The 10855-nt window shown below is 61.8% G+C and carries 10 protein-coding genes; 6 read left to right on the top strand and 4 right to left on the bottom strand.

All coding sequences use genetic code 11. The annotated features are described in order from the left end of the window. Positions 1-47: 47 nt before the first annotated feature. On the bottom strand, positions 48-1055 hold the full coding sequence (locus HDG33_RS34630) for an MBL fold metallo-hydrolase (RefSeq protein WP_260330688.1): 1008 nt from the start codon (positions 1053-1055) through the stop codon (positions 48-50). A gap of 315 nt (positions 1056-1370) precedes the next feature. After that, complete coding sequence (locus HDG33_RS34625; protein ID WP_311548418.1) at positions 1371-2261, bottom strand: alpha/beta fold hydrolase; 891 nt, start codon at positions 2259-2261, stop codon at positions 1371-1373. A gap of 120 nt (positions 2262-2381) precedes the next feature. Between HDG33_RS34625 and HDG33_RS34620 the strand changes: the two genes are divergently transcribed. The 5 genes from HDG33_RS34620 to HDG33_RS34600 all read left to right on the top strand — a co-directional run bounded on the left by HDG33_RS34620 (position 2382) and on the right by HDG33_RS34600 (position 7136). Continuing rightward, positions 2382-2726 carry a hypothetical protein gene (locus HDG33_RS34620; protein WP_184040254.1) on the top strand — a complete coding sequence of 115 codons (345 nt, stop codon included), beginning with the start codon at positions 2382-2384 and terminating at the stop codon, positions 2724-2726. A gap of 935 nt (positions 2727-3661) precedes the next feature. After that, positions 3662-4378 carry an ABC transporter permease gene (locus HDG33_RS34615; protein WP_184040251.1) on the top strand — a complete coding sequence of 239 codons (717 nt, stop codon included), beginning with the start codon at positions 3662-3664 and terminating at the stop codon, positions 4376-4378. Further along, entirely contained in the window at positions 4375-5271 is an 897-nt protein-coding gene (locus HDG33_RS34610; RefSeq protein WP_409259124.1) for a glycine betaine ABC transporter substrate-binding protein, read from the top strand. The genes HDG33_RS34615 and HDG33_RS34610 overlap by 4 nt, the downstream gene beginning before the upstream one ends. A gap of 15 nt (positions 5272-5286) precedes the next feature. Beyond that, positions 5287-5940 carry an ABC transporter permease gene (locus HDG33_RS34605; RefSeq protein ID WP_184040245.1) on the top strand — a complete coding sequence of 218 codons (654 nt, stop codon included), beginning with the start codon at positions 5287-5289 and terminating at the stop codon, positions 5938-5940. After that, a complete protein-coding gene (locus tag HDG33_RS34600; RefSeq protein WP_184040242.1) occupies positions 5937-7136 on the top strand; it encodes a betaine/proline/choline family ABC transporter ATP-binding protein in 1200 nt (399 codons plus the stop codon). The genes HDG33_RS34605 and HDG33_RS34600 overlap by 4 nt, the downstream gene beginning before the upstream one ends. Here HDG33_RS34600 and HDG33_RS34595 read toward each other — a convergent pair. After that, positions 7061-7510 carry a hypothetical protein gene (locus tag HDG33_RS34595; protein WP_260330687.1) on the bottom strand — a complete coding sequence of 150 codons (450 nt, stop codon included), beginning with the start codon at positions 7508-7510 and terminating at the stop codon, positions 7061-7063. The two genes, HDG33_RS34600 and HDG33_RS34595, sit on opposite strands and share 76 nt — an antisense overlap. Positions 7511-8061: 551 nt before the next feature. Between HDG33_RS34595 and HDG33_RS34590 the strand changes: the two genes are divergently transcribed. Further along, positions 8062-9108, top strand: coding sequence for an IS110 family transposase (locus HDG33_RS34590; RefSeq protein WP_184040239.1), 1047 nt, complete (start codon positions 8062-8064; stop codon positions 9106-9108). A 671-nt stretch (positions 9109-9779) separates the two neighbouring features. Here HDG33_RS34590 and HDG33_RS34585 read toward each other — a convergent pair. Beyond that, positions 9780-10835: a galactitol-1-phosphate 5-dehydrogenase gene (locus HDG33_RS34585; RefSeq protein WP_184040236.1), complete on the bottom strand. Its 1056-nt coding sequence runs from the start codon at positions 10833-10835 to the stop codon at positions 9780-9782. Positions 10836-10855: the final 20 nt, after the last annotated feature.

The raw sequence follows: 10855 nt of genomic DNA, 5'->3' as shown, positions 1-10855 counted from the left end.
GGAAGATGCCCGCCAATCTCCGCTGACCCTTCTCCCTGCCACACAATTTACGCCTCAGAGCACCTCTGAGTGGCGTCGTTCGTGGACCGCATACGTCTGACGGTATTGACCACGCCGCGGTGGCTGCAAGAGGTAATCACGACGAGACCCCGTCCCTTGACGTTAAAGCATGTCGCCAACTCATGCTGGAAATCGTCAGGAATAACCTGTACGGTCTGTTTCTCGGTGGCGAGCTTGTCTGGATAACAACCGACACCGTCCTTGATCCCGACGTGCATGCGGCTTGGCGACAACACCTTTTCAAACGATCCAGTCGGTATGTTTCCGGTAGTAAAAGCATGGTCAGCGATAACGGTCGGCGTCTCAGCGATGACAATCTTCAATTTAGCGTTGGAGAGCGCCTGCCGATCAATGTAACCAAAGTCTTCGATCTTGCCAGCGGTCCACTCGCGAGTACAAAAGGCTTCTTCGCCGCCCAGATACAACGGCAGATCCGGTCGCAGCCTGCGCTGATTGTGCTGCAGGAATCCGGCAAGACCTCCGAAGTGGTCGTAGTGCCCGTGGCTCAAAACCAGCGCGTCGAGACGCTCCGGAGCGATGCCCAGCATGGTCAGATTATTCTCCAGCGTTTCGGACGTAAATCCGAAATCGATAAGAATGTTCCGAGTCTCGCCGTTGACACTCGATTCGACGTGCATGGCCAGACCAAATTCTCCCAGCAGCGATTTTCCCGCAGGCGGCATGCCAAAGCGGGTCACTTCGACGGTGCCAACCCTGCCGCTTGGCGCTATGGCCAACTGATAGCTGTCTGTGACAACCCGCAGTCCAACGCGATCGACTGTCGGTATTTCGCCAGAAAGCGGATCGGCCCGGACGATAGGTGAGCGGGTCAGAAGAGTGCCCAGTAATACATCGAAAGCCGCCGATGCGCCACAGCAGAGGAACGTGCGGCGAGATGGCCAACGCGAATGCATGGATTGCGGCATGGCGGTCTCCTTTGAAGAAATGTGCTCGATTGCATTTCGAAGGGCGCGCGTCACCCCGGTCGCCTTCATGTTGGACCTCGCCAAAAACTCGGGCGTTGACATTGAATCCGTTGCGACGACGGATTTCCAATATAGGGCAACAATCCGCACCGCGCCCGTCAGGAAAGCACTGGTATTCGTGCGTGACCGCCAACCGGTAATCCAGGCTCTCAGACGCCCAATTTGCGCCCTATCGGGCCGAAAAACGTGACGATTCTCCTAGGCTCACCAAGGCGCTCGGATGACGTATCGTTGACGTCTGCAGCGGGCCAGAGAGCAGTCGTTCGAAGTTCTATCCGCGATGTCTCTTCATGGCCGCATTGAGCCGTCAACGGGAACAGCGTTTCACCTCTCTGCGGTGCGTTGGCAGTGCTGCCGGATCCAGTCCAGGATCACCGGCCAGAGCCTGAGATGGGCGTTGCGGCCAACCAGGACACCCACATGCTGTAATGCAACGCCGGTGTCGCCCTCATAGCGCAGCGCCTGGGCGTCGGTGCGCATCGCCAAAGCGTCGATGAACGGCACGATGGATACCGGCGGTACGACGCGGCTGCGCGGATTGAATACGGCCAACACCGGCGCGCTGATGTGAGCCGGCGCGGGCAACCGGCCGTCGATGTGCAACGTTCCGCGCGAGAACCGATCCTCGCGATATAGATATTCGACCACCTCCGCGAAGAGCCGGCCTGGCAATGCGAACTCGTCGTGCGTCCAGCGCTCCACCCTAAGGTGCAGCCATAGGGCCAATGGATCAGAAAAGCTTAGCGCGACGTCCTGCCAACGTTCCCACTGAAATTCGTCAGGTGCGGCGGCCGTGCTGACGAGATTGAGAAACGAACCGGGCACGTGGCCGCCCAGTGCGGCGACGATCGCGTCGGCAGGCGGTGCCCATTGCGCCAGAGGCGCGAAAGCGCCGGCGGCAGACCCAGCGAAACAGATAGGCGCTTCGAGGATGACGAGGGCCCGCACGGTCTCCGGATGCAGAGCGGTGAAAATCGCCGCAAGCGTGCCGCCCAATGAATGCCCCACCAGCACGACCGGGATGGTTGCCCGACGCCCCCCATCAGCGCCGATCGCTTCGAGACTCTGCGCGATCAAGCTGTCAGCGTAGGCGGCCAGCCCGTCATCCTGTTCAGCGGCGTCGCGCTTCAGCTCCGTCCAGCGAATGAGATAAACCCGCAGACCTGCCTCAAGTGCGCGGCGCACCACGCTCACCTCGGGAGCGAGATCCCAGATATGGGCCTGCTTGATTGGTGCCGGGACGATGAGCAGAGGCGCGGCGGATGAGGGATGGGCGGTGCAAGTCGACCAGAATTTCAGCCGCGCCGGTCATTTTGGCGGCGCGTCAGAGTTGAAATGGACGCCAGGCTGGGATTCTGCTGGTGGACGCATGCAATTGACAGGCTTACGGAGGCCGCCACAAACCAGCGCGAGGGCCGCGCCAAAAAGCATTGGTTCACGGGGCAACAGGAGCGTGGGACTCCCCGTGTTCTACTCGTTGTCGTCAGGCCGGGGGCGGTAGCGGAACACGACGCCTTGCTAAAATTGCAGCAGATGCCTTACCTGTTGGAGCAGGCGGTAAACCAGGTGATGCTCGAAACGGGCTATCCGGCAAGTATCAAAACAATTCCGCGCCTTGAGACTTTCGACACGCCTTACAAGCAGGGATCTCTTCGACTGCGTCTCATGATGGGACCTTGAATGGTTCCGACGATCTTCCCCTTGAGCCGCGCCCCACGTGAAAGCCAGGAAGCCAGGCTTGAGTGCCGCTGATGCCCGTCGTCAGACGACGAGCTTGCTCCGGCCGGCGTCCCCCTCGGGACGTCCGTTGAGTTCACGAAGCCGGGGATTACCACGCCGCGGGAACCTGTTGGGGTGGGAGTCACATTAGTCTTCATCCCCTTGGCGCGAGTTGAAAATTCTCCGTGCGCGACGGCCCGCCACCCGCCGTCATGCCTACGATGTGCCGGCAATCTGGTGGCGTTCGATCTGATGCGGCGGATTTTTGCGCGGCGGTCGGTGGCGGGATCGTGATGGTGCGCTTCACCGTCAGCATCACCTGACGCGATGACGAATCGTATTCGACGGCTGCTTCGGCGGCCCGTTGAGTTGAGCGTTTTCGGGAGGCGCAAACGCGGTCGAACGCCCGACAGGTGAGCTTTTGCGGGAACAAACTCCCCGCCGACAGGCCGCCGGGCCACCCCTGAATTAACCCACATGGGTAGACGAACCCTCCCAACGCCCGTATAATCCTTTGCACCCTAACCGCGAAATCGTAGCTAAATAGGCTTCGTTAGAAGGGGTTGGATGCAAATAGGAGCACATTGCGTCCGCCCCATCACCGGTAAAAAAGCCGGTCTTCCTAGGGGCCCCAAACCCCGCCGGACCAGCGACCCAGCGCCGCTGTCCACATCATCATCATCGATGGATCTGGCGCCAGTTTTGTTAAATGGCAAGCCACCGAGGGCACGAGCAACTCATCGAGACCCTCGCGCCGGGCAACAACACACTCCCGGCACCACTCGGTTCAACTCGCGGCATCTGCCGCGTCCCGAACTTCCCATTCGCAGCGTCGTCACGACGCCTGTGCGGCGTGGCTATTTCCGCGCGTCGCCCGAACAAGGAGGCGCATCTTCATGATTCATCGTCCTGCCAGACTGATCGGCAGTCTTGTAGCCATCGGCATTGTCGTCGCGTTGCTGTGGCGCGCGATCGACCCCGGCGCATTGCATCAGTACGCGCCCGATCTGGTCTACTACACGAAACGTCACCTGCTGCTCGTCGGCTACTCGATGGCGCTCGCGCTGCTGGTCGGCATACCCGCCGGCATCCTGCTGAGCCGCCCGTCGTTTGCGCGTCACGCCGAACGCTTCATGCAGATCTTCAACATCGGCAACACGATCCCGTCGTTGGCGGTGCTGGCGATCGCGCTCGGCATCTTCGGCATCGGCGACATTCCGGCGCTCGTCGCGCTGTTCCTCGCGTCGTTGCTGCCGATCACGCGCAACGCTTACGAAGGCATGAAAAACGTTTCGCCCGCGCTGCGTGAAGCGGCGCGCGGCATCGGCATGACAGGCTGGCAATCGCTGCTGCGCGTCGAGTTTCCCAACGCGATGCCGATCATCATCGGCGGCGTGCGCACAGCGCTCGCGATCAACGTGGGCAGCGCGCCGCTTGCATATCTGATTGGCGCGGACAGTCTCGGCACGCTGATTTTCCCCGGCATCTATCTGAACAATCAGCAGCAGCTTTTGCTCGGCGCCGCGGCGACCGCGATTCTCGCGCTGGTGCTGGACGGCATCGTTTCGGCCGGCAGCCGCTACCTGCTCGCACGACGCGGGGTGACGGCATGATGAGTCTGTTCAAAGGCAGCCGCTGGGTTGCAGCCGGCGCACTGTTCTTCGCGAGCCTTCACGCGAGCGCGGCGACGCTCGTGCTCGGTGGAAAAAATTTCACCGAGCAGTACGTGCTGACCGAGATCACGTCGCAATACCTAAACTCGAAGGGCTACACGATCGACGCGCGCACCGGGCTCGGCAGCACGCTGCTGCGCAGTGCGCAGGAGAACGGCCAGGTCGACGTGGTGTGGGAATACACCGGCACCGCCGCGATCGTCTACAACAAGATCACCGAGAAGCTCGATCCGAAGACGATGTACGAACGCGTGAAAACGCTCGACGCGAAGCGCGGCCTCGTCTGGCTCGATGCATCGCCGCTGAACAACACGTACGCGCTCGGCTTGCCGCAACGAGTGGCGCAGCAAACCGGTATCCGCACGATTTCGCAGCTCGCCGCGAAGCTCGCGGCGGAGCCGAACAGGAAGCACGTGTTCGCGATGGATGCGGAGTTCGCCAATCGCCCGGATGGTTTGAAGCCGCTCGAAGCCGCCTACGGCATGGAGTTCAGCCGCGCGGAAACGCGTCAGATGGACCCGGGCCTCGTCTACACCGCGTTGCATAACAACCAGGTGCCGATCGGTCTGATCTACACGACGGACGGTCGGGTGAAGGGCTTCAACATCATGCCGCTCGAAGACGACCGTCACTACTTCCCCGCGTATAACGCCACGCCGGTGGTGCGCAAGGCGACGCTCGACCAGAACCCGCAACTCGCGACGCAGTTGAACGCACTATCCGACGCGCTGAACAACGACACCATGCTGGAGATGAACAAGCAGGTCGACATCGACGGCAAGCCGGTGCGTGAAGTCGCGGCGGAATTCCTGCGCACGCACAAGCTGCCCTGAGCGGAGACCTTTTCCATGACTGTATTCGACTATGTGTCGGCCAATTGGCCTGAGCTGCTGCAACTGACCGCGCAACACGTATGGCTGGTGGGGATCGCGGTGGGCTGCGCGATCATCGTCGGCGTTCCCCTGGGGATCCTGATCAATCGGCACGAGTGGCTCGCCGCGCCGTTGCTGAGCATCGCAACCGTGGTGCTGACCTTGCCGTCGATCGCGCTGTTCGGCCTGATGATTCCGGTCTTCTCGCGCTTCGGCCAGGGGATCGGCGCGGTGCCGGCGATCACCGCCGTGTTCCTCTATTCGCTGCTGCCGATCATGCGCAACACCTACCTCGCGCTGCGCAACGTCGACGCCGGCATCAAGGAAGCCGGCATCGGCATCGGCATGACCGTTTGGCAACGGCTGCGGCTCGTCGATTTGCCGCTCGGGGTGCCGGTGATTCTCGGCGGCGTGCGGACGGCCGTGGTGACGAACATCGGCGTGATGACGATCGCCGCGGTGATCGGCGCGGGCGGCCTCGGCACGCTGATCATCCGCGCAATCGGCCAGAGCAACATGATGAAGCTATTGGTGGGCGCGGTGCTCGTGAGCTTGCTCGCGATCGTCGCCGACCTGCTGCTGCAAGCGCTGCAACGCCTGCTGACACCGAAGGGAGTGCAAAAGACATGATCGAACTCGACCAACTGACAAAGACATTTACGCAGAAGGACGGCCAGGAGGTAAAAGCGGTCGACTCGGTGAGCCTGACGGTCGGCGCAGGCGAAATCTGCGTGTTTCTCGGCCCGTCGGGTTGCGGCAAGACCACCACGCTGAAGATGATCAACCGTCTGATCGCGCCGACTTCGGGCCGCGTGCTGATCAATGGCGAGGACACCTCGGGCCTGAACGAAGTCGAATTGCGCCGGCACATCGGCTACGTGATCCAGCAGATCGGTCTGTTTCCGAACATGACGATCGAGGAGAACATCACGGTCGTGCCGCGTCTGCTCGGCTGGAACAAGAAGCGCTGCCGCGAACGGGCCACGGAGCTGATGTCGATGGTCGCGCTCGATCCGAAGCTGTATCTGAAGCGCTATCCGCGTGAACTGTCGGGCGGGCAGCAGCAGCGCATCGGCGTGATTCGCGCACTCGCCGCCGATCCGCCGGTGCTGCTGATGGATGAGCCGTTCGGCGCGGTCGACCCGATCAATCGCGAGTCGATTCAGAACGAGTTCTTCCAGATGCAGCGTCAACTGAACAAGACGGTGATCATGGTGAGCCACGATATCGACGAGGCGATCAAGCTCGGCGACCGTGTCGCCGTGTTCCGCCGTGGTCAACTGGTGCAATACGATCATCCGGATACGCTGCTTGCGCATCCGCGCGATGAGTTTGTCGGCGCGTTCGTCGGGCAGGACAGCACGCTCAAGCGCCTGCTGCTGGTGAAGGCCGGCGACGCCGCCACGCAGCCGGAAACCGCCCATGCCGACCTGCCGGTTGCACGCGCCTTCCAGATGATGGACGACAGCGACAATCGCTATCTGACCATCGTCGACGACAAGCGGCAGGCGCTCGGCTATGTGACGCGGCGCGCGGCGCGCGCGGGCCAGGGCGTGTGCGGCGATCATCGAACCGCGTTCAAGGCGACGGTCAGCGCCGACGAACATCTGCGCATCGTGTTGTCGAAGATGTATCAGTTCAATTCGTCATGGATGCCGGTGCTGGATGGCGACGGCCGCTATGTCGGCGAAGTCACGCAGGATTCGATCGCGGATTATCTGAGTTCCGGACGTTCGCGCCAGCGGACGGGTCAGCCGGCAATCGTGTCGCCTGCCGTCACCGCGGCGGAAGCGGCTGCCGCTGCCGCGCAAGCGGCGGGGCGGTAAGCGTACTGCTCTGGTGGGGGGTCAGCTTCGAAGATCGGTTCGAGCACCAGCATCGCTGCTGTCATGCACACCCGATCTCGCAAGGTCGAGATGCCCAGTGGCCTCAGCTTGCCATTGGCCTTCGGGATAAACACTCGTCTGATAGGGTCCGGCCGGTAAGTTTCCCGGCTGAGCGCCAGCGCCAGTTCACCGAGCCACTTCGACACCCCATACGTCTCGACCTCCGTGAAGTCTTGCCGATCGACGCCCGGCGCGCCCTTGTTCGAGCGGCACCGGGCGTATGCATGCGCCAGCACATCCTCACGATGGATCTTGTCGTACAGAGCATAGAAGCGGTACCCGGCTTCTGCCTTCGCTTTCGCGTGTAACGCCATCTGCAGCTACTGAACACTGATCGGAGTTGATAGGTTGCCCAATCTCCAGGTCCCTCACTACGTGTTGCGTTTGTCTTGAACTGAGGCCCCTTTCCTCCACCGGCATTACCCGGCTTCAACGGTACTACGGGCCTCTCCGTCACCCCAAGGCGTCCGGCCTGTCCCTCACGGGCGTCCGGTTGGTCATTCCTGACCACGCCAGGGGGCTTCCCGTGTTGCGTGCGCTTCCCTTGTGTGCATGCTGTCGCCACTACCCCGGCACAGCGGCTGGGCGTCCTGCCTGCTCATTTCGCCCAGCCGTATCAGCCTTCCCCGTAATGGCAGTCGGGTCGGCCTGCGCATCGACCTTTTCGAGGCTTGCTCGGCGTTCACACGTGTTACGGCCTGCACACTCGCGCTGTCACCGTATTTCGTGACACGCTACACCGAAGGCTTCAGCCATTTCGTTACCTCCATAGCTGCTCCGAATTAGAAAGGACTTTCCCGATCCCGTGGCGTAGCGATATGCCACGATGGCTGGTGCTGGCAATCCATCTGAGAAGGGGAAAGTCATGGACAAGATTACTCGTATCGGCGTCGATCTCGCCAAGAACCTGATCGTGGTACACGGAGTCGACTCAATGGAGCACGTGGCAGTCAGAAAGGCGATCTCAAGGCAGAAGTTTCTCGAATGGTTTGCCAATCTCGAGCCCTGCCTGGTGGCCATGGAAGCCTGCAGCGCAGCCCACTACTGGGGCCGAAAGCTACGCGCGCTCGGCCACGAAGTCCGCCTGATCGCCCCGCAGTTCGCCGCAGCCTACCGCAAAGGCGGCAAGCACGTGAAGAACGACCGGCTGGACGCAGAAGCCATCTGTGAAGCGGCGAGCCGCCCCCACATGCGTTTCGTCGCCCTGAAGACCGCCGACCAGCAGAACGTGCTGGTGCTGCACCGGATGCGCAGCGGCTTTGTCGAGGAACGTACGGCACTCGTCAACCGCCTGCGCGCCGAACTGTTTGAGTTCGGCGTGTTCCTCCCGCAAGGCATCGAAGCGTTCCGTGACCACTTCGTCGAGGCACTGCAGGACGGGACCACGGAGCTGGACGGTCTCGCACGCACCGCGCTCCTCGCAGGCTGGCATCACATCCACGCCCTCGACGAGCAGATCGCGTGGTGTGACTCGCAGATTGCCGCGCGGGTCAAACATGACACCAACGCGCAACGCCTCATGGCCATCGTTGGTATCGGGCCGCTCACCGCGTCGGCCGCCGTCGCGACCGTCGGTGACGCGCGCGTGTTCAGGAACGGACGGCAATTCTCCGCCTGGCTTGGCTCTGTGCCCAAACAGGCCAGCAGTGGCGGTAAAACCCGGCTCGGCCACATCACCAAGCAGGGCAACACCTATCTGCGCACCCTGCTGTTCCAGGGTGCGCGCTCGGCCCTGACAAGCGCCCACCGGCGAACTGATAGGCTCTCACGCTGGATCGTCCAGCTGCATGCACGGGTAGGCTGGTATCGAACGCTGGTGGCCATCGTCAACAAGCACGCGCGAATCCTCTGGGCGATCCTCGCCAAAGGCGAGCGCTTCGATCCCTCCTATACCCCAATCCGTCCGTCGTAATTCGTGAGCCGCACCGCGATCCCTGAAACGCAGGACACCACCGTACAGCACCCCAAAGGGGCCACTCCCAACACAAGGACGCAATAGGCATGGATAGCGACAGGTCAGACCGACAGCAGGCGAACTCGAGGAAGCTCCAGGCGACGCATCTCATGCGTGGCGCCGCGCTCCGGATGGAGTCCTGCTGCGCGGTCACTATCCTGGCCCGGGCACAGAAGCGACAGTGCCCAACGAGGCCGTTTATAGGTATGCAGTCTGCCCCGCCGCCGATCTGTCCATCACGTCCCGCCCACAACATCGGATCGGAGCTCAATCAATGACCAAATGAACCCCAAGGTTTGCAAAAAGGGAAAGTCCTTATAGGTTGCTTCCGGCTGGAGCGGTTGCCGGGTGGGGCTTACACCCACTGGGAAAACACCGCCTTTACACGGCGCACGCCATCTACGGTCCTCCGCAATTCATTGGCGAATGTCTGCACAAGAGTTGCCGAGCCGCCGTTTGATCCCGTAATGGAAGCCACTCCTCAGCCCTGGCGATCTGCACTTGCGCGCTCTCGTCCGCGGCGGTCGCGGGACCGGTGTAGTAGCAGTTGTAGCCTTGCTTGTTGAGTTCCTTGTTCGCCCGTTCACATCCACAGTTTCTTCATTGCTTCCTCCTGTTCGGCGCCGGCTCTACGGTGCCCATGTCGGCCTACACAGTCTTCGTAACGATCCAACGTCAGGCCCGCCCGGCGTCAGGACGACTTTCCCTGACGCCGTCCTGCCGTTCTGCAAATCGTCGAACGCCTGGCTTCCGGCATCGAGCGGCCGCACGTCGAGCCAATCCAGCGAACCGAACGCGCCTTCGTGCAACGCCGAAACCGTCGCGCGAAGATCCGCCATCGTATAGGTGTACGTACCCAGCAGCGTGATTTCAGCGAGCGTCAGCTTGCGCATATCGATTTCGCTTGCCCAATCCTGGAGGCCGATGTGCATCACGACGCCGCCAGGCTTCACCGACGACAACGCGAGCGCGCGTGTCGGCTTTGCGCCCACGGCATCGATCACGAACTCAAACCGGCTTTCAGGCGCCGGCGCGTCCAACGGATCCCATGTCTCGCACTGCGCATGCTGCTCCGCCGATCGTCGACGCAGCGGATTGACCTCCGCCATTTCCACCGACCGGCAGCCGTACGATTTCAGCAACAACGCCGACAGCAATCCAATCGCCCCGCCGCCAATGACCAGCGCGCGGGTTTCCGGCAACGGTCTTTGCAGCGCGCGCATCGACAGATTCAGCGCATGCAGCGCCGTAGCAGCCGGCTCGGTCACCGCGGCGTGCGTTGCGGGCATCTCCTGCGGAATTTCGACAACGCATCCCGCAGGCAACGACATATATTGTGCAAATGCACCCGGACGCGTCATGCCGACCATCGTCCGGTTCGCGCACAGATTGTCGCGCCCCTGCACACAATATTCACAGTGCCCGCAGGTGATCAACGGATTGCCCGTGACGCGCAAGCCTTTCATCAGATGCGGTGCGCGCGTCTCCACGATCGTGCCGGCGAACTCATGACCGAGAATGAGGCCGGGTTTGCGTCGCGGATCGTGGCCGTGGAATGCATGCATATCGGAGCCGCAAATACCGACCGCATCGATCCTGAGTATCACCTCGCCGTCGGCTGCCAGCGGTTCGGGCCGATCCAGCAACTGGAGCTCATTGGGCTGCGTGTAGACAAGTGCTTTCACAAGCGTTCTCCGTCGTGCAA

This window comes from Paraburkholderia sp. Cpub6, from assembly GCF_014201065.1.
GTDB classification, from domain to species: Bacteria; Pseudomonadota; Gammaproteobacteria; order Burkholderiales; family Burkholderiaceae; genus Paraburkholderia; species Paraburkholderia tuberum.
This window is presented reverse-complemented; position numbering and strand designations above follow the sequence as displayed.

Excerpts from the sequence above, each read along its gene's own strand:
- HDG33_RS34590 (WP_184040239.1), top strand. The coding sequence starts at position 8,062 with ATGGACAAGATTACTCGTATCGGCGTCGATCTCGCCAAGAACCTGATC.
- HDG33_RS34630 (WP_260330688.1), bottom strand. The coding sequence starts at position 1,055 with ATGAAGGCGACCGGGGTGACGCGCGCCCTTCGAAATGCAATCGAGCAC.
- HDG33_RS34600 (WP_184040242.1), top strand. The coding sequence starts at position 5,937 with ATGATCGAACTCGACCAACTGACAAAGACATTTACGCAGAAGGACGGC.
- HDG33_RS34595 (WP_260330687.1), bottom strand. The coding sequence starts at position 7,510 with ATGGCGTTACACGCGAAAGCGAAGGCAGAAGCCGGGTACCGCTTCTAT.
- HDG33_RS34620 (WP_184040254.1), top strand. The coding sequence starts at position 2,382 with ATGGACGCCAGGCTGGGATTCTGCTGGTGGACGCATGCAATTGACAGG.
- HDG33_RS34615 (WP_184040251.1), top strand. The coding sequence starts at position 3,662 with ATGATTCATCGTCCTGCCAGACTGATCGGCAGTCTTGTAGCCATCGGC.
- HDG33_RS34605 (WP_184040245.1), top strand. The coding sequence starts at position 5,287 with ATGACTGTATTCGACTATGTGTCGGCCAATTGGCCTGAGCTGCTGCAA.
- HDG33_RS34610 (WP_409259124.1), top strand. The coding sequence starts at position 4,375 with ATGATGAGTCTGTTCAAAGGCAGCCGCTGGGTTGCAGCCGGCGCACTG.